22 protein-coding genes are annotated in these 25,251 nt (G+C 63.1%); 18 read left to right on the top strand and 4 right to left on the bottom strand.

The annotated features are described in order from the left end of the window. The first annotated feature begins 170 nt into the window (after nucleotides 1-170). Genes NUX07_RS07590 through NUX07_RS07520 form a run of 15 tightly spaced genes read left to right on the top strand, consistent with a single transcriptional unit; the run spans nucleotide 171 to nucleotide 15,164 of the window. Complete coding sequence (locus NUX07_RS07590) at nucleotides 171-836, top strand: complex I 24 kDa subunit family protein (RefSeq protein WP_265529970.1); 666 nt, start codon at nucleotides 171-173, stop codon at nucleotides 834-836. Beyond that, nucleotides 836-982 (top strand): hypothetical protein, encoded by a 147-nt coding sequence (locus tag NUX07_RS07585; RefSeq protein ID WP_265529969.1) that lies wholly within the window; start codon nucleotides 836-838, stop codon nucleotides 980-982. Before NUX07_RS07590 ends, NUX07_RS07585 begins: the two co-directional genes overlap by 1 nt. An 8-nt stretch (nucleotides 983-990) precedes the next feature. Continuing rightward, entirely contained in the window at nucleotides 991-2,286 is a 1,296-nt protein-coding gene (gene nuoF, locus NUX07_RS07580) for an NADH-quinone oxidoreductase subunit NuoF (RefSeq protein ID WP_407696165.1), read from the top strand. Beyond that, nucleotides 2,286-4,301, top strand: a complete 2,016-nt coding sequence (gene nuoG / locus NUX07_RS07575; protein WP_265529967.1) for an NADH-quinone oxidoreductase subunit NuoG — start codon at nucleotides 2,286-2,288, stop codon at nucleotides 4,299-4,301. The genes nuoF and nuoG overlap by 1 nt, the downstream gene beginning before the upstream one ends. Before the next feature lie 23 nt (nucleotides 4,302-4,324). Then, on the top strand, nucleotides 4,325-5,353 hold the full coding sequence (nuoH, locus tag NUX07_RS07570; protein ID WP_265530774.1) for an NADH-quinone oxidoreductase subunit NuoH: 1,029 nt from the start codon (nucleotides 4,325-4,327) through the stop codon (nucleotides 5,351-5,353). Next, the gene (nuoI, locus tag NUX07_RS07565) at nucleotides 5,350-5,832 is read left to right on the top strand and encodes an NADH-quinone oxidoreductase subunit NuoI (RefSeq protein ID WP_265529966.1); all 483 of its coding nucleotides are present in this window, start codon (nucleotides 5,350-5,352) and stop codon (nucleotides 5,830-5,832) included. Before nuoH ends, nuoI begins: the two co-directional genes overlap by 4 nt. Before the next feature lie 24 nt (nucleotides 5,833-5,856). After that, nucleotides 5,857-6,459, top strand: a complete 603-nt coding sequence (locus NUX07_RS07560) for an NADH-quinone oxidoreductase subunit J (RefSeq protein WP_265529965.1) — start codon at nucleotides 5,857-5,859, stop codon at nucleotides 6,457-6,459. Then, the gene (gene nuoK, locus NUX07_RS07555; protein ID WP_265529964.1) at nucleotides 6,456-6,761 is read left to right on the top strand and encodes an NADH-quinone oxidoreductase subunit NuoK; all 306 of its coding nucleotides are present in this window, start codon (nucleotides 6,456-6,458) and stop codon (nucleotides 6,759-6,761) included. Before NUX07_RS07560 ends, nuoK begins: the two co-directional genes overlap by 4 nt. Further along, on the top strand, nucleotides 6,761-8,827 hold the full coding sequence (gene nuoL, locus NUX07_RS07550; RefSeq protein WP_265529963.1) for an NADH-quinone oxidoreductase subunit L: 2,067 nt from the start codon (nucleotides 6,761-6,763) through the stop codon (nucleotides 8,825-8,827). Before nuoK ends, nuoL begins: the two co-directional genes overlap by 1 nt. A gap of 2 nt (nucleotides 8,828-8,829) precedes the next feature. Then, entirely contained in the window at nucleotides 8,830-10,335 is a 1,506-nt protein-coding gene (locus tag NUX07_RS07545) for an NADH-quinone oxidoreductase subunit M (protein WP_265530773.1), read from the top strand. Further along, nucleotides 10,332-11,783, top strand: a complete 1,452-nt coding sequence (gene nuoN, locus NUX07_RS07540; protein WP_265529962.1) for an NADH-quinone oxidoreductase subunit NuoN — start codon at nucleotides 10,332-10,334, stop codon at nucleotides 11,781-11,783. Before NUX07_RS07545 ends, nuoN begins: the two co-directional genes overlap by 4 nt. After that, nucleotides 11,780-12,490, top strand: a complete 711-nt coding sequence (locus NUX07_RS07535; protein WP_322597202.1) for a biotin--[acetyl-CoA-carboxylase] ligase — start codon at nucleotides 11,780-11,782, stop codon at nucleotides 12,488-12,490. Before nuoN ends, NUX07_RS07535 begins: the two co-directional genes overlap by 4 nt. A 9-nt stretch (nucleotides 12,491-12,499) precedes the next feature. After that, nucleotides 12,500-13,270, top strand: a complete 771-nt coding sequence (locus NUX07_RS07530; protein ID WP_265529961.1) for a type III pantothenate kinase — start codon at nucleotides 12,500-12,502, stop codon at nucleotides 13,268-13,270. Beyond that, a complete protein-coding gene (locus NUX07_RS07525) occupies nucleotides 13,267-14,904 on the top strand; it encodes a ribonuclease J (RefSeq protein ID WP_265529960.1) in 1,638 nt (545 codons plus the stop codon). The genes NUX07_RS07530 and NUX07_RS07525 overlap by 4 nt, the downstream gene beginning before the upstream one ends. Then, nucleotides 14,895-15,164 carry a DUF1467 family protein gene (locus NUX07_RS07520; RefSeq protein ID WP_265529959.1) on the top strand — a complete coding sequence of 90 codons (270 nt, stop codon included), beginning with the start codon at nucleotides 14,895-14,897 and terminating at the stop codon, nucleotides 15,162-15,164. The genes NUX07_RS07525 and NUX07_RS07520 overlap by 10 nt, the downstream gene beginning before the upstream one ends. Here NUX07_RS07520 and NUX07_RS07515 read toward each other — a convergent pair. Then, nucleotides 15,161-17,443 (bottom strand): coiled-coil domain-containing protein, encoded by a 2,283-nt coding sequence (locus NUX07_RS07515; RefSeq protein ID WP_265529958.1) that lies wholly within the window; start codon nucleotides 17,441-17,443, stop codon nucleotides 15,161-15,163. The genes NUX07_RS07520 and NUX07_RS07515 overlap by 4 nt on opposite strands. A 103-nt stretch (nucleotides 17,444-17,546) precedes the next feature. Here NUX07_RS07515 and NUX07_RS07510 point away from each other — a divergent pair, with 103 nt between their 5' ends. Together NUX07_RS07510 and NUX07_RS07505 are read left to right on the top strand one after the other, a co-directional pair. Beyond that, nucleotides 17,547-18,716: a glycosyltransferase family protein gene (locus NUX07_RS07510; RefSeq protein WP_265529957.1), complete on the top strand. Its 1,170-nt coding sequence runs from the start codon at nucleotides 17,547-17,549 to the stop codon at nucleotides 18,714-18,716. Nucleotides 18,717-18,748: 32 nt separating this feature from the next. After that, the gene (locus NUX07_RS07505) at nucleotides 18,749-19,732 is read left to right on the top strand and encodes a sensor histidine kinase (RefSeq protein WP_265529956.1); all 984 of its coding nucleotides are present in this window, start codon (nucleotides 18,749-18,751) and stop codon (nucleotides 19,730-19,732) included. Nucleotides 19,733-19,736: 4 nt separating this feature from the next. On the opposite strand, the gene NUX07_RS07500 is transcribed toward NUX07_RS07505, so the two are convergent. Next, nucleotides 19,737-21,023, bottom strand: coding sequence for a citrate synthase (locus NUX07_RS07500; RefSeq protein WP_265529955.1), 1,287 nt, complete (start codon nucleotides 21,021-21,023; stop codon nucleotides 19,737-19,739). Then, nucleotides 21,020-22,432 carry a glutamate--tRNA ligase gene (gltX, locus tag NUX07_RS07495; protein WP_265529954.1) on the bottom strand — a complete coding sequence of 471 codons (1,413 nt, stop codon included), beginning with the start codon at nucleotides 22,430-22,432 and terminating at the stop codon, nucleotides 21,020-21,022. Before gltX ends, NUX07_RS07500 begins: the two co-directional genes overlap by 4 nt. A gap of 28 nt (nucleotides 22,433-22,460) precedes the next feature. Here gltX and NUX07_RS07490 point away from each other — a divergent pair, with 28 nt between their 5' ends. Then, nucleotides 22,461-24,599, top strand: a complete 2,139-nt coding sequence (locus NUX07_RS07490; protein WP_265529953.1) for a ComEC/Rec2 family competence protein — start codon at nucleotides 22,461-22,463, stop codon at nucleotides 24,597-24,599. Here the strand turns inward: NUX07_RS07490 and lexA are convergent. After that, on the bottom strand, nucleotides 24,583-25,242 hold the full coding sequence (lexA, locus tag NUX07_RS07485) for a transcriptional repressor LexA (protein WP_265529952.1): 660 nt from the start codon (nucleotides 25,240-25,242) through the stop codon (nucleotides 24,583-24,585). The genes NUX07_RS07490 and lexA overlap by 17 nt on opposite strands. Between the last annotated feature and the right edge of the window lie 9 nt (nucleotides 25,243-25,251).

The following is a 25,251-nucleotide window of genomic DNA, read 5'->3' as shown; positions in this document are numbered from 1 at the left end:
GTTCGACGAAGTAATCAGAGCGGCGCTCTTCATCTTTGCCGGCTTGGTCATGCACTCACTGCTTCCCGAGTCTACGCACGGGTTTCTGGATCGGCATGGAGTACTCATTTTCGCAGTAGCGGTCCTTATTTATGGCATTCTGAGCCCAAAGCCAAAGAAGGCTAAATCTCATGGCTAATCGTCATTTTGCCGCCGATACGCCGGAACTGCGTGCGCAATGGGGCGGGTTTACCTGGGACGATGTTGCCCAGGCCGAGGCTGACAAGATCCTCGCGAAATATCCCGCCGGTCGCCAAGCATCGGCCTGCCTGCCGTTCCTCGATCTTGCGCAGCGCCAGGTCGGGCGGATGACCGATACGCAGGGCTGGCTGCCCGTGCCGGTGATCGAATTTGTCGCCAAATCGCTCGACATGCCGGTGGTGCGCGTCATGGAAGTGGCGAGCTTCTACACCATGTATAACCTCGTCCCCGTCGGCAGATATCATGTCCAGGTGTGCGGCACGACGCCCTGCATGCTTCGCGGCGCGGAAAGCATCATCGAGGCCTGCCAGGCGCGCGGGATGGAGCGCGGGCACACCACCGAGGATGGCCTGTTCACGCTGACCGAGGTCGAGTGCATGGGCACCTGCGCCAATGCGCCGATGTTCCAGATTAACGACGACAATTATGAGGACCTGACCGCCGAGAGCGCGGGCGCGATCCTCGATGCGCTGGCGGCAGGGCAGGAGCCCAAGACCGGGTCGCAGACCGGTCGCCAGGCGAGCTGCCCCGAAGGCGGCCCGACGAGCCTCAAGAAGATGGCCGAACGCAATTACGACTATCGGGGGCAGTGGTGATGCAGACTGCAATCAAGATCATTGCCGGTGTCATCATCATCGCGCTGACCTTTTCGATCCTCAAGAACCTGTTCGGCCTGCTGATCGGGGTGGCGCTGGCCGCCGGCGTCTATCTTGGCGCGACCAAGTTGTTGGAGAAGAAGTAGTGAGCGGCATCACCTCTCTCACCGACAAGGATCGGATCTTCACCAATGTCTATGGCTTTCAGGAGCCGTGGCTTAAGGCGGCGCAGATGCGCGGCGATTGGGACAATACGGCCAAGCTGATGGAGCTGGGCCAAGACACCATCATCGAGATGGTCAAGGACAGCGGGCTTCGCGGTCGCGGCGGCGCAGGCTTCCCGACCGGCGTGAAGTGGGGCTTCATGCCCAAGGAGCCGACGCCGGGTCGTCCCAACTTCCTCGTCATCAATGCCGATGAATCCGAACCCGGTTCGTGCAAGGATCGCGAAATCATCCGCCACGATCCGCACAAGTTGATCGAGGGCGCGTTGCTCTCCAGCTTCGCGATGCGAGCGCGCGCGGCCTACATCTATATTCGCGGCGAATATATCCAGGAAGCGATCGCCATGCAGCGCGCGATCGACGAAGCCTATGAAGCCGGCCTACTGGGCAAGAATGCCGCGGGCTCGGGCTATGATTTCGACCTGTTCCTGCACCGCGGCGCGGGCGCCTATATCTGCGGTGAAGAAACCGCGATGCTCGAAAGTCTCGAGGGCAAGAAGGGCCAGCCGCGCCTCAAGCCGCCATTCCCGGCGGGCGCGGGCCTTTATGGCTGCCCGACGACGGTCAACAATGTCGAGAGCATTGCAGTCGTGCCGACGATCCTTCGCCGCGGGGCGGAGTGGTTCAAGAGCTTCGGGCGCGAGAATAATGCGGGCACCAAGCTGTTCCAGATTTCGGGCCATGTCGAAAAGCCCTGCGTGGTTGAGGAAGCGATGAGCATTCCTTTCCGCGAGCTGATCGAGAAGCATTGCGGTGGCATTACCGGCGGGTGGGACAATCTCCTCGCGGTGATCCCGGGCGGCAGCTCGGTCCCGCTGGTGCCGGCCAAGGACATCATGGACTGCCCGATGGATTTCGACGGCCTCAAGGAGCAGGGCAGCGGCCTTGGCACGGCGGCGGTGATCGTGATGGATAAATCCACCGATATCGTGAAGGCGATCAGCCGGATCTCGTACTTTTACAAGCATGAAAGCTGCGGCCAGTGCACGCCATGCCGCGAAGGCACGGGCTGGATGTGGCGCACGATGGAAAAGCTACGCACGGGCGATGTCGCGCCGGGCACGATCGATCGCTTGCTAGACGTCACCAAGCAGGTCGAAGGCCACACCATCTGCGCGCTCGGCGATGCCGCGGCCTGGCCGATCCAGGGCCTGATCCGCCACTTCCGCCCCGAAATGGAGCGCCGCATCGCGGAGCATGGCGATGAACTGGAGGCCGCCGAATAATGCCTAAACTCACCGTAGACGGCGTCGAACTGGAGGTCCCGCAGGGCGCGACTGTGCTGCAGGCGTGCGAGCTTGCGGGCAAGGAAATCCCGCGTTTCTGCTATCATGAGCGCCTGTCCATCGCGGGCAATTGCCGGATGTGCCTCGTCGAGGTGAAGCCGGGGCCGCCCAAGCCGCAAGCGAGCTGCGCGCTCCCCGCTGCCGATGGCCAGGAAATCCGCACCGATACGCCGATGGTCAAGAAGGCGCGCGAAGGGGTGATGGAGTTTCTCCTCATCAATCACCCGCTCGATTGCCCGATCTGCGACCAGGGCGGCGAATGCGACCTGCAGGACCAGGCGATGAGCTATGGCCGCGGCTATTCGCGCTTTGACGAGAATAAGCGCGCGGTCGACGACAAGTATATGGGCCCCATCGTCAAGACGGCGATGACACGCTGCATCCAGTGCACCCGCTGCGTGCGCTTTACCGAGGAAGTGGCAGGCACCAACGACATGGGCATGTATTTCCGCGGCGAGGATGCGGAAATTACGACCTTCCTCGAAAGTGCGGTCGCGACCGAGCTGTCGGGCAATGTGGTCGATCTGTGCCCTGTCGGCGCGCTGCTCTCCAAGCCCTACGCGTTCCAGGCGCGGCCGTGGGAGATGAAGAAGGTGCCGGGGATCGACGTCATGGACGCGGTCGGCACCAATATCCGCATGGACGTGCGCGGTCGCCAGGTGCTGCGCATCCTGCCGCGCATCAACGACGCGGTGAACGAGGAATGGGCGCACGACAAGACGCGCCACCATGTCGACGCGCTAGTACGCGGCCGCCTCGATCGCCCGTGGGTGCGCGAGAACGGCAAGCTGCGCGAAGCGGGCTGGGACGAAGCGCTGACGATTTTCGCCGACCAGCTGGGTGCGGCGAAAAGCAAGGTCGCGGCGATTGCCGGTGACCTCGTCGATGCCGAGACGATGTATGCCGCCAAGGCGCTGCTGAGCGCGCAGAAGGGCACGATGTTCGAAGGCCGTCAGACGGGCCTCGACTATGACGTCAGCAACCTTGGCGCGGTGCGCTTCAACACGCCGATCGCCGAGATCGAGAATGCCGATGTCATCCTCATCGCGGGTTCGAACCTGCGCTGGGAAGCGAGCCTCGTGAACACGCGTGTGCGCAAGGCCGTACGCCGCGGCGCCAAGGTGTTTGCTATCGGTCCGCAGGTCGAACTCACCTACCCGGTCGAATGGGTGGGCGAGGGCGTCGAGGCGCTTGCCAAGCTGCCCAAGGCCGTCACCAAAGCCTTCGCGGGCGCCGAAAAGCCCGTCATGATCGTCGGACCGGCGGTGCTGGCTGCGGGTGCGCAGGGCACGGCGCAGGCTGCTGCCGCGACGCTGGGCGTCATCAAGGATGGCTGGAACGGCTATAACGTCCTCCACACCGCGGCATCGCGGTTGGCGGGGCTGATGCTGGGCTATGCGCAGCCCGGCGGTCTTGCCGACGTGATCGCGGCCAAGCCCAAGCTGGTGCTGATGCTGGGCGCGGACGAAGTTTCCGCCGACGCCTTCCCCAAGGCGTTCAAGGTCTATGTCGGGCATCATGGCGACAAAGGCGCGGCTTTGGCCGACCTCGTGCTGCCGGGCGCAAGCTATGCCGAAAAGCACGGCACCTACGTCAATATCGAGGGCCGCGTGCAGCGGGGCGAGAAGGCCGTGTTCGCGCCGGGCGATGCCCGCGAGGACTGGAGCATCTTCCGCGCCGTCTCAGAGAAAACCGGTAAACCATTGAAATTCGACAACTTCCATCAGCTGCGTGCAGCGATGATTGCCGATCATCCCGAGCTTGGTGTGGACGATGGCGAGATCATTGCAATGGACTTCGCATTGCCCAAGCTTGAGGTCGCGAAGGACGGTGCGTTGGGCTGTCCGATCGCCGATTTCTATCTAACGAACGCGATCTGCCGCGCGAGCCCGACGATGCAGCGCTGCTCGGCGGAGCTGGTGCACGGTGAAGACTTTGCGGAGGCCGCCGAGTGACCGATTTCTTCCTCAATCTCGGCATGAGCCAGGGCTGGGCGGTATTTACCGCCAACCTTGCCGGCATCCTGCTGATCGCGCTTCCCGTCATGCTGGCGGTGGCGATGATCATCTATGCCGAGCGCAAGCTGTGGGCCGCCTTCGCGCTGCGTCGCGGGCCCAACGTGGTTGGCCCGTTCGGACTGCTGCAAAGCTTCGCCGACGCGCTCAAGGTTTTCCTCAAAGAGACCATCATTCCGTCGAGCGCGAACAAGGCACTGTTCCTGATCGCGCCGATGATCACCTTCACCGTCGCGCTGATCGTCTGGGCGGTAATCCCGTTCGATGTGGGCGTGGTGCTCGCCGACGTGAATGTCGGGCTGCTCTACATTCTCGCTGCCAGCTCGCTGGGCGTCTATGGCGTCATCATCGCGGGCTGGGCGTCCAACTCCAAATATCCCTTCTTCTCGGCGCTACGCGCGGCCGCGCAGATGGTGAGCTACGAAGTCTCGATCGGCTTCGTCATCATGGGCGTGATCCTGTGGGCCGAGAGCATGAATTTGACCGCGATCGTGATGGAGCAGCAGGCCCATGTGCTTGGCTTCCTCAACGGCTTCGGTTTCAACCCGCTGCTATTCCCGATGGCGGTGGTGTTCCTGATCAGCTCGATGGCCGAGACGTTCCGTACGCCGTTCGATCTCGTGGAAGCGGAAAGCGAACTCGTTGCCGGTCACCAGACCGAATATTCATCGATGAGCTTCGCGCTCTTCTGGCTGGGCGAGTATGCGAACGTGCTGTTTATGTGCTTCCTCAACGCGCTGCTCTTCTGGGGCGGGTTCCTGCCGCCGGTCGATTGGGCGCCGCTTTATGCAGTCCCGGGCATTCTCTGGTTGCTGCTGAAGGTCTGCATCTTCTTCTTCATCTTCGCCTGGGTGAAGGCGACGGTCCCGCGCTACCGCTATGACCAGTTGATGCGCCTTGGCTGGAAGATCTTCCTGCCGATGAGCATCCTGTTCGTGATGCTGGTGTCGGGCTGGCTCATGCTCACGCGCTACAATGGAGGCATCCTGTGATCGCCCGCGCCCTCAAAGCCTTTACGCTGTGGGAGTTTCTCAAAGCCCACGCACTGACCTTGAAATATTTCTTCAAGCCCAAGGCGACGATCAATTATCCGTACGAGAAAGTGCCGCAGAGCCCGCGTTTTCGCGGTGAGCATGCGCTGCGCCGCTATCCGAACGGGGAAGAGCGCTGCATCGCGTGCAAGCTGTGCGAGGCGATCTGCCCGGCGCAGGCCATCACCATCGAGGCCGAGCCGCGCGAGGACGGATCGCGGCGCACGACGCGCTATGACATCGACATGGTCAAATGCATCTATTGCGGGCTGTGCGCGGAAGCGTGCCCGGTCGATGCCGTGGTCGAAGGGCCCAACCTCGAATTCGCGACCGAAACGCGCGAGGAACTGCTCTACGACAAAGCCAAATTGCTGGAGAATGGAGACCGTTGGGAACAGGCGATCGCGGCAAACCTTGCCGCCGATGCGCCCTATCGCTAACGCGCGCCAAACCGGGGAAACACGTTGATCGGAATTTTCGCCTTCTATCTGTTCGCGAGCCTGACAATCCTTTCGGGATTGCTGGTCATTTTCGCGCGCAATCCGGTGCACAGCGTGCTCTGGCTGATCGTCGCCTTTTTCAACGCGGCGGGGCTGATGCTGCTGCTCGGCGCGGAGTTTATCGCGCTGTTGCTGGTCATGGTCTATGTCGGCGCGGTCGCGGTGCTGTTCCTCTTCATCGTCATGATGCTGGACGTCGATTTTGCCTCGCTTCGCAGCGGCTTCACCAGGAACCTGCCCTTTGGCATCCTGATCGCGCTGGCGCTATTCGCGCAGGTCGGGATTGCGGTGGCCGCCGCGGGATCTAGCCCGGCGATGGCCGACGCGCCGCTGACCAGCGCCAAACCCAATCTCGTCGCGATGGGCGAATTGCTTTATTCGGTTTACCTCGTGCCGTTCGAATTGTCGGGCATCATCCTGCTGGTGGCGATGATTGGTGCAATCGTGCTGACGCTGCGCACCCGCGGCGATATCCGCCCGCAGGACATCAGCAAGCAGATCGCGCGCCGGCCTGAAGAAGCGGTCAAGAACACGCAACCGCCGGTGGGCAAGGGGGTCGAGCTATGATCGGCCTGACGCACTACCTTATCGTCGCGGCGATGCTGTTCGTCATCGGCGTGCTCGGCATCTTCCTCAATCGCCGCAACATCATCTTGATGCTGATGGCGATCGAACTCATCCTCCTTTCGGTAAACATCAACCTGGTGGCCTTCAGCGCCTATCTGGGTGACCTCACCGGACAGGTTTTCGCCATGTTCGTGCTGACCGTTGCTGCTGCCGAAGCGGCCATCGGTCTCGCGATCCTCGTTATTTTCTTCCGTCGCCGCGGTTCGATCGCGGTCGATGATGTCAACCGGATGCGCGGCTGATGGACCTGTCGATCAAACTCATCGTCTTCCTGCCGCTCCTGGCAGCGATCGTTGCCGGCCTTGGCGGCCGCATGATCGGCCATTTGCCGGCGAAGATCATCACCACGGGCGCATTGTTCGTGAGCTGCATCCTCAGCTGGCCGATCTTCATCGGCTTCCTGACCGGCGCGAATACGGAAACGGTCGTGCCCGTGCTGGACTGGATCCGCTCGGGCGACATGGTCGTCGACTGGGCACTGCGCGTCGATACGCTGACCGCTGTGATGTTGGTCGTCGTCACGACCGTTTCCAGCCTCGTCCACCTCTATAGCTGGGGCTATATGGAGGAAGATCCCTCCCAATCGCGCTTCTTCGCCTATCTGTCGCTGTTCACCTTCGCGATGTTGATGCTGGTGACGGCGGACAGCCTGGTGCAGATGTTCTTCGGGTGGGAAGGCGTCGGTCTTGCCTCCTACCTGCTGATCGGTTTCTGGTATCACAAGCCGTCGGCTAACGCCGCCGCGATCAAGGCGTTCGTGGTCAACCGCGTCGGCGATTTCGGCTTCAGCCTCGGCATCTTCGCCTGTTTCCTGGTCTTCGGCACCGTGTCGATCCCCGACATCCTTGCTGCCGCGCCGGGTGCTGCGGGAACGACGATCGGCTTTGCCGGCATGCAGGTCGATACGCTGACCCTGATCTGCATCCTCCTGTTCATCGGTGCAATGGGCAAATCGGCGCAACTTGGGCTCCACACCTGGCTGCCCGACGCAATGGAAGGCCCGACGCCGGTCTCCGCGCTGATCCACGCCGCCACGATGGTCACCGCAGGCGTCTTTATGGTCTGCCGCCTGTCGCCGCTGTTCGAAGCCGCCCCGGGGGCGCTGACGATGGTGACATGGGTGGGCGCTCTGACCGCGCTGTTCGCGGCCACCGTCGGCACCGTGCAGAACGACATCAAGCGCGTGATCGCCTATTCGACCTGTTCGCAGCTCGGCTACATGTTTTTTGCCGCTGGCGTCGGCGCGTACGGTGCGGCGATGTTCCACCTCTTCACGCACGCTTTCTTCAAGGCGCTGCTGTTCCTTGGCGCGGGCTCGGTCATCCACGCGATGCACCATGAGCAGGACATGCGTTTCTATGGTGACCTGCGCAAAAAGATTCCGTTGACCTTCTGGGCGATGGTGATCGGGACGCTCGCGATCACTGGCGTTGGCATTTACGGCCTGTTCGGCTTCGCCGGCTTCTATTCGAAGGACGCCATCATCGAGGCGGCCTATGCCGCTGCCGCGATGGAGGGCAACACCGCTGCGGGCGTCGCCTTCCTCATCGGTGTGATCGCGGCGCTGCTTACCAGCTTCTACAGCTGGCGCCTCATCTTCCTGACCTTCTACGGCAAGGCCCGCTGGGCAGGCTCGGAGCATATCCAGCACGCCGTGCATGACGTCCATGAAGACGAAAGCGAAATGGCCGCCGATCATGACAGCGCCGATGACCATCCGGTCAAGACGGTCGAGGGCACCGCGGGGTACAAACCGCACGAAAGCCCGTGGACGATGCTGGTGCCGCTGGGGGTCCTCAGCTTTGGCGCGGTTTTTGCCGGCATTGCCTTTTATTATCCGTTCTTCGGCACCGAAGAAGGCGCAGCATTCTGGGCAGGAAGTCTGGTGCATGACGCCGAACTTGTCGAAGCGGCGCACCACGTGCCCTACTGGGTGAAATTCACGCCGCTGGTCGTCATGCTGATCGGCCTTGGCATCGCGTGGAACAACTATATCCGCAATCCCGAGCTGCCGGCGCGCTTCGTCGCGATGTTCGGGCCGCTGCACACCTTCCTGATGCACAAGTGGTATTTCGACGAGCTGTACGACGTCATCTTCGTCAAGCCGGCGATGGCGCTGGGTCGCTTCTTCTGGAAGCGCGGCGATGTCGGGGTGATCGATCGTTTTGGCCCGCACGGCGCCGCGGCACTGGTGGGTGAGGGCAACAAGCTCACCGCTCGCCTGCAGTCCGGGTATGTCACCTCATACGCACTCGTGATGCTGCTCGGCCTGATTGCCGCGGCCAGCTGGGCCTTCTGGTGGGCCTGATGATGATGGAGTTTCCGATCCTTTCGACCATGATCCTCCTCCCGCTGATCGCGGGGATCGTCGTCCTGTTCCTTGGCGCCAAGGGCGCGCGCTGGATTGCCCTGCTCACCACGCTCGCGATGTTCGCGCTCGGTGTCATGCTGTGGCTGGGGTTCGATGTCGGCGGCGAGCGCTGGCAGTACCAGGAATTTCTGTCGCTGGGTGAGGGGCCGATGGTCCCGGCTTGGGCGCTGGGTATCGACGGCATTGCGCTGCTGCTGATCGTCCTATCGACCTTCCTCATGCCGATCTGCATCGGCGCGAGTTGGCGCGCGATCACCAACCGCGTGCCCGAATATATGAGCGCCTTCCTGCTGATGGAGGCGCTGATGATCGGCGTTTTCGCAGCGCAGGACCTCTTGCTCTTCTACATCTTCTTCGAAGGCGGCCTCATCCCGATGTACCTGATCATCGGCATCTGGGGCGGCGCCGAGAAGATCAAGGCGGCCTACAAATTCTTCCTCTACACGCTCGCCGGTTCGGTGCTGATGCTGATCGCCATGCTCTACATGGTGCTGAACGCCGAAACGAGCTTCATCCCCGACCTGATGGAATACGACTTCCCGGCCGGGGTGCAGTGGTGGCTATGGCTCGCCTTCTTTGCCAGTTTTGCGGTCAAGATGCCGATGTGGCCGGTCCACACCTGGCTGCCCGATGCACACGTCCAGGCACCGACCGCGGGCTCGGTCATCCTGGCTGGCGTGCTCCTGAAAATGGGCGGCTACGGCTTCATTCGCTTCTCGCTCCCGATGTTTCCCGAAGCGTCGGCCGATTTCGTGCCGCTGGTCTTCATTTTGTCGGCAGTCGCGGTGATCTACACCAGCCTCGTCGCGCTGGTGCAGCGCGACATGAAGAAGCTGATCGCCTATTCGTCGGTAGCGCACATGGCGTTTGTGACCTTCGGGCTGTTTGCGTTCAACCGGCAGGGCATCGAAGGCGGCCTGATCGTCATGCTGTCGCACGGCCTGGTATCGGGCGCGCTCTTCCTGTGCGTCGGCGTGATCTACGATCGCCTGCATACGCGCGAGATTGCACGCTATGGCGGGCTTGCCGACAATATGCCGGCTTATTCGGTGCTGTTCCTGCTCTTCACCATGGCGAGCATCGGCCTGCCCGGCACCTCGGGCTTTGTCGGCGAATTCCTGGCGCTGACCGGCACCTATGAAATGTCGACCTGGGCCGCGATCGCTGCGACCACGGGGATCATCCTGGGTGCGGGCTACATGCTCTATCTCTACTGGCGCATCTGCTACGGAACGCAGCGTAACGCTGACGCCGCGGCGATGCCCGATCTCGATGCCCGCGAATTCCTCCTGCTCGTCCCGATCGCCGCTGCGGTGATGTGGATGGGCATTTATCCCGAAAGCTTCCTTGCCCCGATGCGCGATGATGTCGGCTACCTGCTCGAACGGATCGAGCCTGCCACGCCCAGCTTCGATGCCCCGCTTCAGGAAGGAGCGGCCGAATGACATACGACTACAACTTCGCCGCGATCCTGCCCGAGCTGCTGCTGCTGATCGGCGAGCCCATCCTGATGCTCACCGCCTCGACGATGGGGCGCAAGGCGACCAAGATCACGACCTGGGGCACGGTGGCACTGCTGCTGGCGGCAGCCGGCGTCGTCCTGCTGACGCCCGAACCCACGACGGGTGGTGCGCTGTTCGGCGGGCTGATGGCGGCGGACAATTTCGCGGGCTTCGGCAAGGTCATCATCTTCATCGCGGCTGCCGTGGCGATCATTGCCTCGGACCGCTGGTTCGGGAAGGATGAGCTTCACGGGCCCGAATATCCCATCCTCGTCATGCTGGCCGCGGTCGGCATGAGCGTGATGGTCTCGGCGACCAACCTCATCACCATGTATGTCGGGCTCGAACTCAACAGCCTCGCCGCCTACATCCTCGCTTCCTACCGCCGCACCGATGCGCGCTCGGCCGAAGCAGGGCTCAAATATTTCGTGCTGGGCGCACTTGCGAGCGGCATCCTGCTTTATGGTATTTCGCTGCTCTACGGCTTTACCGGATCGGTCAGCTACGATGGCATCAACGCGGCCTTCGCGGCGCAGGAAGAACTCGGCATCGGCCTGCTCTTCGGACTCGTCTTCACCTTCGCGGGCCTCGCCTTCAAGGTGAGCGCGGTGCCATTCCACATGTGGACGCCCGATGTCTATGAAGGCGCGCCCACCCCGGTGACGACCTTCTTCGCCAGCGCGCCCAAGGTGGCCGCGGTGCTGATGGCGACGCGTTTCGCGATTGAGGCGCTGGGTCCGGCGACTGCGGCATGGCAGCAGATCGTGGTCTTTGCAGCCTTGGCGTCGATCTTCCTCGGGGCGGTCGCAGCCTATGGACAGTCGAACATCAAGCGCCTGCTGGCCTACTCCTCGATCAACAATATCGGCTTTGTCCTCATCGGGCTTGCAGCGGGCACGCAGATAGGCGTGAGCGCGGTGTTGTTCTACATGGCCGTTTATACGGTGATGACGCTGGGCGCCTTTCTCGTGGTCCTCAACCTGCGCGATGCAAATGACGAGCCGATCGAGGCCATGGACAGGTTGAAGGGTCTGTCGAAGACGCGGCCCGGCATGGCTGCAGCGCTCGCGGTCTTCATGTTTAGCCTTGCCGGGATCCCGCCGCTGTTCGGCTTTTGGCCGAAGCTGCTGGTGTTCAACGCCGCGGTCGACGCGGGGCTGCTGTTCGTGGCGGTGCTGGGCATCCTCGGCACCGTGGTCGGCGCCTTTTACTATCTCAAGATCATCAAGCTGATGTATTTCGACGATAACGAAGAAGACCTGCATTATGTCTGCGGCGCGCTCGAAGGCGGTTTCATTGCCCTGTTCGCGCTCGTCGTCTCGCCACTCGGCTACCTGCTGATCGGGCCGTTGGGTGAACTGTCCAACAATGCTGCGAGTGGGCTCTTCTGAGTAAAATCCGCCTTGTAGACGTCACCGGGTCAACCAATGCCGACCTGATGGCCGATGCGCACGCGGTAGAGGGCGACTGGCTCGTCGCGCGCTACCAGAATCATGGGCGCGGCCGTCAGGGGCGTGAATGGACGACAATCGACGGCAATTTCTTCGGTTCCACGCTGATCAAACTCCAGTCCAATGATCCGACGTCGGCAAGCCTCGCGCTGATCGCGGCGCTGGCCCTTGTCGAGGCCGCCGAGACCATCGCCCCGGGACGCGACTTCCAGCTTAAATGGCCCAACGACCTGATGCTCGATGGCGCCAAGCTGGCCGGCATTCTGCTCGAGCGCTCGGGTGATCGTGTGGTGGCGGGTTTTGGCGTGAACCTCGCGGCGGCGCCGCAGATAGAGGGGCGCAAGACATCGTCGCTCGATGCAGCGATGGCACCGCAAGCCTTTGCGCCAATCCTGGCGGCGAACTTCGCGCGCTTGCTGGCGGCATGGCGCAGTTCCGATCCGGCCTCGATCGCCATGGCATGGATGCAAAAAGCGCACCCTGTCGGCACCCAGATCCGTGTCCACGATGGCGATGGCGCATCGCTGTCGGGACGCTTCGTCGGCCTTGAAGAAGATGGCGCGCTCCGGCTCGAACTCGACGGCGGCGAGGTCCGGATTATTCGAGCCGGCGACGTAGCGCTCGATTCCGCCGACGCGGACGGGTAGGAGGGGCGCATGCTGCTCGCGATCGATGCCGGAAACACCAACATTGTCTTCGCCCTGTGCGATGGTGACGAGATCAAGGCGCGCTGGCGGATCGCCACCGATCCCAGACGCACAGCGGACGAATATGCGGTGTGGCTCAAGCAACTGCTCAGCCTTGAAAAGGTCAAGTTCAAGCAGGTCGACGCCGTCATCATCGGCACCGTCGTCCCGCGTGCGCTGCACAACCTGTCGCTGCTGGCGCGGCGCTATTTCAAGGTCGAACCGCTGGTAGCGGGGCATGGTGCCGCCGCCTGGCCGATGACCCTCGACGTGCCCGAACCCGATACGCTTGGTGCGGATCGCGGGCTCAACATCATCGCTGCCCATGCCGAGCATGAAGGCGACATTGTCGTCATCGACTTCGGTACGGCGACTACCTTCGACGTGGCCGACTATACCGGCGCCTACAAAGGCGGGGTGATCGCGCCCGGTATCAACCTGTCGCTCGATGCGCTGACCGGCAAGACGGCGCAGCTTCCCAAGATCGCAATCGAAAAACCCGACGATGACAGCGTCATTGGCACCACGACGCACAGCCAGATGCTGATCGGCGTCTATTGGGGTTATGTCGCGATGATCGAGGGATTGCTGGATCGCACGAAAAAGGAAATTGGGCGGCCGGTAACCGTGATCGGAACCGGAGGACTGTCGGCACTGTTTCCCGAAGGCATGTTCGACGCAATCGATTTTGATCTGACCATCAAGGGGCTGATGATGCTCCATAAGCAGGCAACTTCATGACACCAGGCGACGAACTTCTTTTTTGCGCGCTCGGCGGCTCGGGCGAGATCGGCATGAACGTCAATCTCTACGGTTGCCGCGGCAAATGGCTGATGGTCGACCTGGGTCTGACCTTTGCCGATCCCTATTATCCCGGCGTCGACCTGATCCTGCCCGATCTCGAATTTATCGAGGAGCGACAGGACGAGCTCATCGGCATCGTCCTCACGCACGGTCATGAAGACCATATCGGCGCCATTCCCTATCTTGCCGACGAGCTGAAGGTGCCGCTCTACGCGACACCGTTCACTGCGGGGCTGATCCGCGAAAAGCTCGACCAGGAGGGCCTGACCGGTCAGGTCAAGGTCAAGCAGATCGAACGCGACGGCGGCATCACGCTCGGGCCGTTCGACATACGCTATGTCGCGCTGTCGCATTCCATTCCGGAAGGCAATGGTGTGCTGATCGACACGCCGCATGGCAAGGTGTTCCACACCGGCGATTGGAAAATCGACGAAAAGCCCGTGCTCGGCACCCCGACGGGCGATGAAGCGATGCAGATGATCGGCGATAGCGGCGTTCGTGCGCTGGTGTGCGATTCGACCAACGTGTTCGACAACAAGCCCTCGGGCAGTGAAAGCAGCGTCTACGAAGGCCTGCTGCAGGAGGTGCAGAGGGCCGAGGGCCGCGTTCTTGTCACCACGTTTGCCTCCAACGCGGCGCGGCTCGAGACGCTTGGCCGCGTTGCGCAGGAAGCCGGGCGCGAACTGGTCGTGGCGGGCCGCAGCCTCGATCGCATCATCCGCGTCGCGCAGTCGACCGGCTACCTGCAGGATTTTCCGCAGACCGTGCGCTTCGAGGATGCGATGCAACTGCCGCGGCGGAACGTCATGATCATCGCGACGGGCGGGCAGGGAGAGCCGCGCGCGGCGCTCAACCGCATCGCCAATGGCCAGCACACATTGAAACTCAGCGAAGACGATACGGTTATCTTCTCGTCAAAGATGATCCCCGGCAACGAGCTTGCCATCGGGCGTATCATGAATGCGCTATCTGATCTCGGCGTGCATACGGTGACCGAAAAGCAGGTGCATGTGCACGTGTCCGGCCACCCGGGACGACCCGAGCTCAAGCAGATGTACGACTGGATCCGCCCCGACATCCTGATCCCGGTGCACGGCGAAAACCGGCACATGCGCGAACAGGCATGGCTGGGAAAAGAGCATCGCATCCCGCACACCGTGTTCCAGACCAACGGCGACGTCATCCGGCTCGCCCCTGGTGATCCCGAGAAGATCGATGTCGTTCGCACGGGCCGCCTGATCCTCGACGGTGACGTCATTCTTCCCGCCGACGGGCAGACGATCAACCAGCGCCGCAAGATGAGCTGGGAAGGCGTGATCGCGGTCGCGCTGCCGATCGATGGCGATGATCAGCTGGCGGGTGACGTGGAAGTGCGGGCGCTCGGTGTGCCGGTGGAGGAGGATCATGCCGATTTTCTCGCCGACTGCGCCGACAGTGCTACCAAGGCGTGGGAGTCCGGCATGGACGAGGGGAAGGCACGGGAGAAGGTCCGTCTCGCGGTGCGTCGCTGTGCCAATGCATGGACCGGCAAGAAACCCATCGTCGAGGTCATGATCGTCGCGTGCAACTAGCCTCCGTCATTGCCGTCTATTTTCTGATTTTCGTCGCGGTGGCCTTCATCATGCTGCCATTCGGCGTGAAGACCGACGAGGAGGCGGGCAAGAAGCTGGTGCCCGGGCAAGCCGAAAGCGCGCCGTCGTCGTTCAACCTGAAGCGCCACTTGACCCGCGCCGCGATTATCGCGGCGGTGCTGACCGGCCTATACGTACTGAACTACGAGATGGGCTGGTTGACCAGCGAAGATCTCAACTTCTTCGATCGAGATTTTTAGACCTTGCGGCTGACCGCCTGGCTCAGCGCGGCATATAGCTTGCCCATATCGCTCGACAGCATCGCGACCGCCATGACGTCACCGTCGCGTTCGCTCATCATGCGGCGTAGCATCGCTTCGAAGTCCTGAACGTAGCGATTGACGGCACAGGCAAACTCGGGGTCCGCCTCGTAATATTGGCCGAGCGACTTGGCATCGCTGTTCGACAGCAGCTTGACCGCCTTGCGGGTGAAGACGCCGCGTTCGCCCTTGAGATAGGCTGCCCAGCTTTTCTCATCGACTTCGTTGGAAAGGATCTTCTCGACGTCGATGGCAGCGCTGTGCATCGATTCCATGAGGTAGGCGGTGCGGCGGGTGAACTCTTCGCTCTGGCCAACGCGCTCATCCTCCGCGACCTCGTTCATATAAGCTTCGAGCGCACCGGCGGTCTGGCCGATCGATAGCATCTGCGCGTTGAGTTTGTCGGAAGCGCCGCGTGCCGCTTCGACGGCTTGGGTGGCGACCCGGTCGAGTTCGGCAAGCTGTTCGGCGACGCTGGACTGCACGGCAGCTTCCAGCGCCTTGCGCGTGGCGTCGCCCATTTCCGAAGCGCTTTGCGGGATCGCCTCGCGGATCGCCTCGCGGGCGCGTTCGCCGGCGCGCGAGGCCGCATCGCGCACCTGAATGAGCGCTTCGACCAGTGCAGGCGCGGTCTCGGCCGTCAGCGCCTGGGCTTCCCCGGTCATCTCGCTGAGCGCCGCCTTGAGTTCGTTCATCCGCGCTTCGGCCAGGCCGACGCCCCCGTCGATGCCTTCCATCAACTCGCCAAGGCGCTGGTGACTGGTGTCGATTGCATCGGCAGCCGTGGCGAGACACATCTCCGCAGTTTCGCTTTCTTCGCGCATTGCCGTGACGGTCGGCGCCAGCTTTGCCGCGGTCTCGGCCAGCCTGTCGGCCTTCGTGCCGGCTTCGTCGAGTGACAGGCCGATCGTTTCGCTGAGTTCTTGGCTAAGGGCTGCAAGCTGGTCGCGCAGGTGCGATGTGCGCTCGCCCATGGACGAGAGACGGTCATCCTGCCCGATCGCGTCGCTGTCGAGCGCCGAAAGCTGCTCGCGAACATTGGCGATCGCTGCGTGCATGGCGGCAGCGCGTTCATCGCCGCTGGCGGCGAGGGTCGCAAACTGGCTGTCAAGCTGCGCGATGCCGTCGTTAACGCGTGCGACGATGTTGCGGGTGACTTCGTCCTGCTCGGCCAGTCGCTGGCTAAAGCCCTCGAGCTTGCTATCGGCGTCAGCTATGGAACGACCGAGCTGTTCGGCAGCGTCGCTGCCACTACGCGATATGCCCGATTGAGCCTGCGCGACGAGCGCGGCGACGGCCGCGGCCTGCGTGTCGATACCGCTGCGGATTTCGCTCAGCGCTTCGGCGGAGGTGTTCAGCAGCTGGTCGACTTGACCGCGGGCATTGGCAATCGTCGCGCTGCTCGATTTGCCGACTCCTTCGATATCGCCCAGACGCGCGCTGAGCTGTCCGGTCGCTTCCTCGATCTGGCCGCGTGCGGTCTCGCTCGCGGTGCCGAGCCGATCGAGCAACACGCCCAGCGCTTCGGCGCGCGACGCCGCGTCATCGCCCGCGCTGCGCAAGCTGGCGCCGAGCGTATCAGCCTGGTGCTGGGCCGTCGGCAGGTCGGCGAGCAGTTTCTCCATGTCGGCCTTGGCCGATGCGGCGCTCGCATCGAAAGCCGCGCCCTGTTCGCCCATGCGCGAAATGCTGCCTTCGATCGTATGCGTGGCGTTGGTCATGCGCTCGACGCTGGCATCGGCCATGCCATCTAGCTCACCCGCGATGGTGGTCAGCGAGCTGCGGCTTTCATCGATACGCGCCGTCAGTGCGCCGAGCTGATTCTGCAGCGCCGCGGTCTCTTCGCGCATGATCTTGACGGTATTGATGAAGCGTTCGGCTTCCTTGCGCCGCGTACGTCCGAACATCAGCCAGGCGATGGCAAGCAGGACGAGCGGTCCGGCAAGGATCGCGATCCACGGCGCAATATCGGTGATCGTCAGCGTGTCGGCGGAAAGCTCGCGACCCGCCGACCAACTGGCGAATCCGGTCCAGGCGATCGACATCAGCGCCAGGAACCACCCCAGCACGGCGCGGCCGCCAAGATCGTTGCGCGCTCGCTCGATATCTTCCCATCCGCCTAAGTCGAGCGTGTCGTGCGTGTCCTCGCTGGTCTGCACGGCATTGTCGTCGCTGTGGAGGCGGCGTTCGGGGCGGATCGGATCGAATTGCGGGCTCATGACGTCATCCTAACGTATTTCGCGGTGACTGCCAGCATGTTTGGCTGGAAAAGCCGGACCGGCTCCGCCAAGAATTCACCGAACGACAATTTGGGGAGGGATCATGGCGCTCGGTGCGCTCGTGACGGCGATTGACGATAGCGAAGATGGCGGACTGTGCGCGCTGCTGCCGGTGGCTGGGCGCCCGCTGGTGGAGTTGCAGCTGCGCGCGGTCGGCGCCGCGGGCGCTTCGCCCATCGTGGTTCTGGTCGACGAACCCCCTGCAGGGCTGACTGGCCTGCTCGACAGGCTGCGCGGCGAGGGGCTCAATATCGTCACTGCCGAAGACGCGGCCGAAGTCGCCGCGCGATTCGAGGCCGATGCGCTGGTCATCCAGGTTGCCGACGGCATCGTGCCCGATCTTGCCCAACTGCAGGCGCTGGCGGAGGCCGGCACCCCGCAAATCATCACCGTGCCCGATGAAGATGCGCATGAGCGCTTCGAGCGGATTGACCTTACCCGACGCTGGGCCGGGCTGTCGCTGGTGGAAGGCCGCGATATCGGCGGCACCGCCGCGATGCTTGGCGAATGGGACCTGTCGTCGACGTTGCTCCGCCGCTCGGTGCAAGCGGGCGCCGAACTGGTCGCCGGCGAGCAAGGCGAGGGGCGCGGCCCCTTGCTGGTCGAAACCCCCGCCGATGCGGCGGATTACTCGCGCCGCATGTTGGCCGCTTCCAAGGGCGAACGACGCGACTGGGTGGCGCGCTACGTGACGCCGTGGCTCGAAGATTTCCTCACCGAGAAGCTTTCGGCATCGGGCATCCGGCCCGTTTGGATCGCTCTGGCCGGGCTGATGCTCGGCGCGCTTGCCATCCCGGCCTTTCTGCTGGGCTACGGGTTGGTGGCGGTTGCGGCGCTGCTCCTGTCGATGCCGCTCGACCTGGTGGCGCGGCGCATCGCCTCGCTCCGGCTGCGGGCCCTCGGACCCAAGGACTGGCGATTTGCCCTGCGATGGCCGCTCGTCGGCACGGCATTTCTCGCGTTTGGCTGGTGGCTTTTCGCCAGCGCGGGATGGGGCGCGATGATGGCGGCGCTCAGCCTCGTCGTCTTCGCGGAGGTGCTTCGTCCGCTGCGCAAAGGCGCCAGGTTCGAAACGTGGCTTTTCGCACGGCGCCCCGCGATCCTGGTGCTACTTCCCTTCGGGCTATTCGGCCAGTGGCTCCTCGGCTTGCTGGTACTCACAGCCTATGCTGGCGGGTCGCTCATTTTGGCACAGCGTTTGCGCGCAGCTTGACCGGGCATGGCCCGATGCGGCCAATGGGCATGATGAGCGAAGACTATGCACAGCTGAAGGACAAGCCCGACCTGCCGGCGCTACCCGTGATGGGGTGTGTCGATGGCGGTTTGCGCCTGATTGCAGCCGATCCGGCGCTTGCACGCCTGCAGCGCGAGGCCGGGGCACGGCTTGGCGCGCGGCTCGCCGTCGCGCCGCTTGCGGACATCGTGAGGCTAGCGCGCAAGCTGGGCATTCCAGTGACGCGAGAGGCACACATCGCGGATGCCGAACATCGTTACGACATTTTGGTGACGGCCACTCCGGAAGACGAGGTCGTGCGGCTTTGCATCAGTGACTGGAAGCTCGCCGAAACGGGACCGGCGTTTGATCAAGCGCCCGAAACGCTTGACGATACGCTGGCCTCGCCGCTGGGCCAGATTATCGATGCCGCGGAGGGTATCAGTGCGCAGGCCGACGGGCCGCTGCAGGAAAACTATGCCGATTATGGCAACGACATAGCGGCGGCGGGCCGGCATTTGTTATCGGTCATCCATACGATGAGCGAGCAGGTCAGTGGCCGGTCGAGCGAAGAGATCGATCTTGGCGAGGTGGCCAAGGAGGCTGCGCAGATCGTTAAAAGCGCAGCGAGCAAGCGCGACGTTTCGATCAAGGTCAACAGCTTCGGTGCGCCCGGGATGGTACTTGGCCAGCGCGGTGCAGCGCTGCAGATCCTCGTCAATATCCTGGGCAACGCCGTGCGTCACAGCCCCGCGGGCGGGTGCGTGCGCATCGATTTTAAGGCCGGGGACGGCATTATCGAAACGCGCATAAGCGATACCGGCCCGGGCATTGCGCCGATCGACCGCCTGCGCATTTTCGAAGCATTCGAGCGGGCACATGACGCCGAAGACGGCGGCAAGGGGTTAGGCCTCGCCATCTCGCGCCGTCTGGCCCGCGGCATGGGCGGTGATGTGTTGATGGGCGACCAGCCCAAGCAAGGCGCCTGCTTCCGCCTGCGCCTGCCCGCGGCCTGAAGCCCTAGCGCTCGTCGACCGGGACGTAATCGCGTTCGGTCGCACCGACATAGAGCTGGCGCGGACGGCCGATCTTCTGCTCGGGATCCGAGATCATCTCGTTCCACTGCGCGACCCAGCCCGTGGTGCGTGCCAGCGCAAATAGCGCCGTGAACATTTCGGTCGGGAAACCGATCGCGTTGAGGATGACGCCCGAATAGAAATCGACGTTCGGATAGAGCTTCTTCTCGATGAAATAATCGTCGTTGAGCGCGATCTGTTCGAGTTCGCGGGCAACGTCGAGCACCGGATCGGAAATGTTCAGTTCGTCGAGCACTTCCTGCGCGGTCTGCTGCATCACCTTCGCGCGCGGATCGTAGTTCTTGTAGACACGGTGGCCGAAGCCCATCAGGCGGAACGGATCGTTCTTGTCCTTCGCGCGGTCGACATATTTCTTGACGTTCCCGGCATCGCCGATTTCGCGAAGCATGTTGAGCGCGGCTTCATTGGCGCCGCCGTGCGCCGGGCCCCACAGGCAGGCAATGCCCGATGCGATACAGGCGAACGGGTTGGCACCCGACGAGCCGGCAAGACGCACGGTCGAGGTCGAGGCGTTCTGTTCGTGATCGGCATGGAGGATGAAGATCCGGTCCATCGCGCGTTCGAGGATCGGGTTGACCTCATATTCCTCCGCCGGAACCGAGAATGTCATGCGCAGGAAGTTGCCGACATAGGACAGGTCGTTGCGCGGGTAGACGAAGGGCTGACCGACCGAATATTTATACGCCATCGCAGCGATCGTGGGCATCTTGGCGATCAGGCGGTGCGACGCGATGAGCCGCTGCTGCGGATCGGTGATGTCGGTGCTGTCATGGTAGAACGCCGAAAGCGCACCTACGACGCCGGTCATGATCGACATCGGGTGCGCATCGCGTCGGAACCCGCGGAAGAAGTGCGCGAGCTGCTCATGCACCATCGTATGATAGGTGATCATGTGGACGAATTCGTCGAGCTCGTCCTTCTTGGGTAGGTCGCCGTGGAGCAGCAGGTAGGCGACTTCCATGAACGTCGACTTTTCCGCCAGCTGGTCGATCGGATAGCCGCGGTGGAGCAGGATGCCTTCTTCGCCGTCGATGAAGGTGATCGCGCTCTGCGCGCTTGCCGTCGAGGTGAAGCCGGGATCGTAGGTGAACATCCCCGACTGCCCGTAGAATTTGCGGATATCGACGACTTCGGGGCCTACCGAACCGGGCAGGACGGGCATTTCATAATCCTTGCCACCGACGCTCAGGGTTGCGGTCTTGTCAGTCATTCTTTTGGCTCCACGGTCTGATCGGCAATGCGGGCGAGGCTTTCGTCGCGTCCCAGCAGGACGAGCACGTCGAAAATGCCCGGCGATGTATTGCTGCCCGTCAATGCCGCACGAAGCGGTTGGGCCAGCTTCCCTAACTTCAATTCGGCTGCTTCTGCAACCTCGCGAATAACGTTTTCTACGCCCTCAAGGCTCCACTCGTCCAATTTTTCCAGGCCGGCATGCGCAAGAACGAGATTATCGCGCGCTTCGGCGTCGAGGATGGCGGCAGCCTTCTCGCTCATTTGCAGCGGCCGCGTTTTGAACAGGAACTCCGCGCCCTCGGCGAGCTGGTGCAGGTCGTTGGCGCGGGCCTTGAGCTCGGGCATGGCGCGTTCGAGTAGTGCCATCTGGTCATCTTCAAGCTCGCCCAGTTTGGGCGCGACCAGCTGGGCCAGGCGGCCATTATCGGCTTCGCGGATGTAATGACCGTTGAGGTTCAGGAGCTTTTTCGTGTCGAAGCGCGACGGGCTCTTGCCCACGCCCTTGAGATCGAACCATTCGATCGCCTGTTCGCGGCTGATGATCTCGTCATCGCCATGCCCCCAACCCAGGCGCAGCAGGTAGTTGAATACGGCCTCGGGCAGCAGGCCCATCTCGTCGCGGTAGGCGTCGACACCCAGCGCGCCGTGGCGCTTGGACAGCTTGGCACCGTCGGCGCCATGGATCAGCGGCACATGGGCATAGGTAGGCTCATCCCATCCCATCGCACGAATAAGTGGCAACTGCCTGAAAGCATTGTTCAAATGGTCATCGCCGCGCATGATGTGCGTGACGCCCATGTCATGGTCGTCGACGACCACGGCCAGCATGTAGGTTGGCGTCCCGTCGCCGCGCAGGATGACATAATCATCGATTTCCGCGTTCTTGACCCGGATGGTGCCCTGCACCTGGTCTTCGATCACCGTCTCGCCGTCGTCGGGCGTCTTCAGACGGACGACGTAGGACTGGCTCTCCTGCTCAGGGCCAGGCTGCTGGTCACGCCATTCGGAGTTGATGCGAAAGGGACGCTTTTCAGCCTGTGCCTTCTCACGGCGCGCCTGCAATTCTTCCTGCGTGAGATAGCATTTGTAGGCATGACCGCTGTCGAGCAGCTGCTGTGCGACCTCGGCATGGCGCTCGGCGCGCTGCGACTGGAACACGGGCTCCTCATCGCCAAGCAGGCCGAGCCATTCCAATCCGTCATGGATCGCCTCGATCGCTTCGGGGGTGGAGCGCTTCTTGTCGGTATCCTCGATGCGGACGAGATACTTGCCGTCATTGGCGCGGGCGAGGAGGTAGTTGAAGAGCGCCGTGCGCGCGCCGCCGATATGCAGGAAACCGGTGGGCGAGGGGGCGAAACGGGTGACGATTTGGGTGCTTGCGCTCACGCGCTTTTCCTCTCAAATTCCATAGTCTGTGGACTTGGTCAGCGCCCCTAACACGGACGCTGCCGTGTCGCCACCGGAAAGCGGCGGTTTTTTGCCGATCCGGTGGCGCCTGCTCGGGCGGCAGATCGACGCCTTTCTGGAGGCAGAACGGCAGCAATTGCCGCTCTGGGGCGTGGTCGCGTTCGGCGCGGGCATTGCGAGCTGGTTCTGGCTGCCGACACCTGGCCACTGGCTGACCGCCATCCTGATCGCTCTGGGGCTTTTAATGGCGTCATTGGCGCTGGGCGGAAGGCTTGGACAGGCCTTGGCATTCGGTGAACTATTTTTCGCGCTAGGGCAGGGGCTTATCTGGGGTCGCTCGGAGATGGTGGAAGCACCGCGGATCGAGCGCATCACTATCACGACCTTCGAGGCGCGCATCGAGCGTGTGGAGCCGCTGGTCGCACGCGAGCGCGTCCGCCTGACGCTCAAACCGGTGGGCGAAGAATTGCCGCCGCGACTGCGGGTGTCCTTGCGCGAGGCCCAGGCTTTCGAGGCGTTGCGCGAAGGCGCTGTCATCCGCCTGCGCGCCCGATTGACGCCGCCGCCCACCATGGCGGTGCCAGGCGGCTACGATTTCGCACGCCACGCATGGTTCCAGCGCATCGGCGGGGTCGGAACGGCGTTGGGAGACGTGCAGCTACTGCGGCCAAGTGGAGCTTCGTCGCTCGACGGAATACGCGCTTCGCTCGGGGCGAAGGTGCGCGCTGCATTGCCCGGCAGCGGTGACGGGATCGCCACTGCGCTCGCTACCGGCGACAAGAACGCAGTGGCCAAGGAAGATGCCGAGGCGATGCGGCGTTCCGGACTGGCGCACCTTCTTGCGGTGTCCGGCCTCCATATCGCTGCCGTGGTCGGCTCCGCGATGCTGTTGTCGATAAAGCTCATGGCGCTATGGCCGGCATTGGCGCGGCGGCACAACCTCATCCTCTGGTCGGCCGCCGCGGGTGCGATCGCGGGGATTGGCTATACGCTGCTTACCGGGATGCAGGTGCCGACCGTGCGCGCGTGTATTGCCGCCTTGCTCGTCCTGCTCGGCATCGCGCTTGGGCGACCGGCGCTCAGCCTCAGGCTAGTGGCGGTGGGGGCGGTCGTCATCCTCCTGATCCGACCCGAGACCATTGCTGGCGCCAGCTTCCAGCTCAGCTTTGCCGCCGTGACCGCGATCATCGCCTTGCATGCCCATCCGCGCGTGCGGGACTGGCTCAAGCCGCGCGATGACGGGTGGCGAGGGCGAATGTGGCGCAGCTTTCTCGCGCTCGTGCTGACGGGTCTGGCGGTCGAGATCACACTCATGCCGCTTGCGCTCTATCATTTTCACAAGGCCGGGCTGTTCGGAGTGCTCGCCAACCTGATCGCGATCCCGCTGACCACCTTCGTCGTGATGCCCGCCTTGGCGCTCGCGATCCTGTTAGACCTTGTCGGCCTCGGCGCGCCCTTCTGGTGGGTAACCGGCACCGCGCTCGATGGTCTCGTGTCGCTAGCGCACATGGTCGGCAACGCGAAGGGGGCGGTGGCGATGGTACCTACGATGCCGACCTGGGCGTTCGCGTTCGCCGTGCTGGGTGGGTTGTGGCTCTACCTGTGGACGCATCGCATCCGCTGGGCGGGGCTGGTGCCGATCGCGATCGGACTGGGAGCGGCTGCCCTTTCACCGCGCCCAGACCTATTGGTAACTGGCGACGGTCGTCACCTCGCGATCATCGATGATGAAGGCCGCCCGCATCTCCTGCGCGCGCGGGCCGGCGACTTCATCCGTGACATCTTGTCGGAAAACGCCGGGTATGACGGAGACCCGGGCCCGCTCGAGGAGCAGGCGTTTGCCAACTGCAATCGCGATGCCTGCCTTGCCGCCATCGAAGGCGGCGAGCGAACCTTCACGCTGCTCGCCGTGCGCTCACGCGATTATATCGCTTGGAAAGAGCTGACTGACGCTTGCGCCAGTGTGGATATCGTCGTCTCCGAGCGGTGGATGCCGCGCGGCTGCACGCCGCGCTGGCTCAAGCTCGATCGCAAGGCTCTGGAAGAAAGCGGCGGCCTCGCCCTCTACCTGGACGAGCCGCCGCGCATCGAGAGTGTGCGCGAACGGCTCGGCGCGCACCCGTGGGCGATCAATAGCGCCGAATGATACCCGCCAGACGGCCCTGGATACGCACGCGCTGTTCTTCGTAGCGCTGCGCCTCATAAGCGGCGTTGGCTGGATCCAGCCGCACCATCGAGCCTTCGCGGCGATAGGTCTTGAGCGTTGCCTCTTCCTCGTCGACCAGCGCGACCACGATTTCGCCTTCGCGGGCGCTGTCGACGCGGCGGATCAACGCGAAGTCGCCATCGAGAATGCCTTCGTCGACCATCGAGTCTCCGGAGACTTCCAGCGCGAAATGCTCACCCGGGCCGAGCAAGGCCGCAGGAACGGCAAAGCCTTCATTGCCCTGTAGCGCCTCGATCGGCGTACCTGCGGCGATCCGGCCGTGCATTGGAATTTCGACGATGTCGTTGGCAGCGGCCGGCACCACCGGTGTGGCATCGTTGGCAGCCGGAGCGGGCGTCTCTTCGATGCCTTCGGGGAGTTTGAGGATTTCCAATGCCCGCGCCCGATTGGGGAGACGGCGAATGAATTCGCGTTCCTCGAGCGCGCCGATCAGGCGGTGCACGCCGGATTTGGACTTCAGATCGAGCGCTTCGCGCATTTCGTCGAAGCTGGGCGAAATCCCGGTATCGTGCAGTCGCTGATGAATGAAGGCGAGCAGTTCATGCTGTTTGGGCGTAAGCATCTTGTATCC

It is taken from the genome of Sphingomicrobium marinum (assembly GCF_026157105.1).
Classification (GTDB): Bacteria; Pseudomonadota; Alphaproteobacteria; order Sphingomonadales; family Sphingomonadaceae; genus Sphingomicrobium; species Sphingomicrobium marinum.
This window is presented reverse-complemented; position numbering and strand designations above follow the sequence as displayed.

Bases quoted from the DNA above. Each gene is read 5' to 3' on its own strand.
- NUX07_RS07590 (WP_265529970.1), top strand. From the start codon at position 171: ATGGCTAATCGTCATTTTGCCGCCGATACGCCGGAACTGCGTGCGCAA.
- NUX07_RS07585 (WP_265529969.1), top strand. From the start codon at position 836: ATGCAGACTGCAATCAAGATCATTGCCGGTGTCATCATCATCGCGCTG.
- nuoG (WP_265529967.1), top strand. From the start codon at position 2,286: ATGCCTAAACTCACCGTAGACGGCGTCGAACTGGAGGTCCCGCAGGGC.
- nuoH (WP_265530774.1), top strand. From the start codon at position 4,325: ATGAGCCAGGGCTGGGCGGTATTTACCGCCAACCTTGCCGGCATCCTG.
- nuoK (WP_265529964.1), top strand. From the start codon at position 6,456: ATGATCGGCCTGACGCACTACCTTATCGTCGCGGCGATGCTGTTCGTC.
- nuoL (WP_265529963.1), top strand. From the start codon at position 6,761: ATGGACCTGTCGATCAAACTCATCGTCTTCCTGCCGCTCCTGGCAGCG.
- NUX07_RS07545 (WP_265530773.1), top strand. From the start codon at position 8,830: ATGATGGAGTTTCCGATCCTTTCGACCATGATCCTCCTCCCGCTGATC.
- nuoN (WP_265529962.1), top strand. From the start codon at position 10,332: ATGACATACGACTACAACTTCGCCGCGATCCTGCCCGAGCTGCTGCTG.
- NUX07_RS07530 (WP_265529961.1), top strand. From the start codon at position 12,500: ATGCTGCTCGCGATCGATGCCGGAAACACCAACATTGTCTTCGCCCTG.
- NUX07_RS07525 (WP_265529960.1), top strand. From the start codon at position 13,267: ATGACACCAGGCGACGAACTTCTTTTTTGCGCGCTCGGCGGCTCGGGC.
- NUX07_RS07515 (WP_265529958.1), bottom strand. From the start codon at position 17,443: ATGAGCCCGCAATTCGATCCGATCCGCCCCGAACGCCGCCTCCACAGC.
- NUX07_RS07510 (WP_265529957.1), top strand. From the start codon at position 17,547: ATGGCGCTCGGTGCGCTCGTGACGGCGATTGACGATAGCGAAGATGGC.
- NUX07_RS07505 (WP_265529956.1), top strand. From the start codon at position 18,749: ATGAGCGAAGACTATGCACAGCTGAAGGACAAGCCCGACCTGCCGGCG.
- NUX07_RS07500 (WP_265529955.1), bottom strand. From the start codon at position 21,023: ATGACTGACAAGACCGCAACCCTGAGCGTCGGTGGCAAGGATTATGAA.
- lexA (WP_265529952.1), bottom strand. From the start codon at position 25,242: ATGCTTACGCCCAAACAGCATGAACTGCTCGCCTTCATTCATCAGCGA.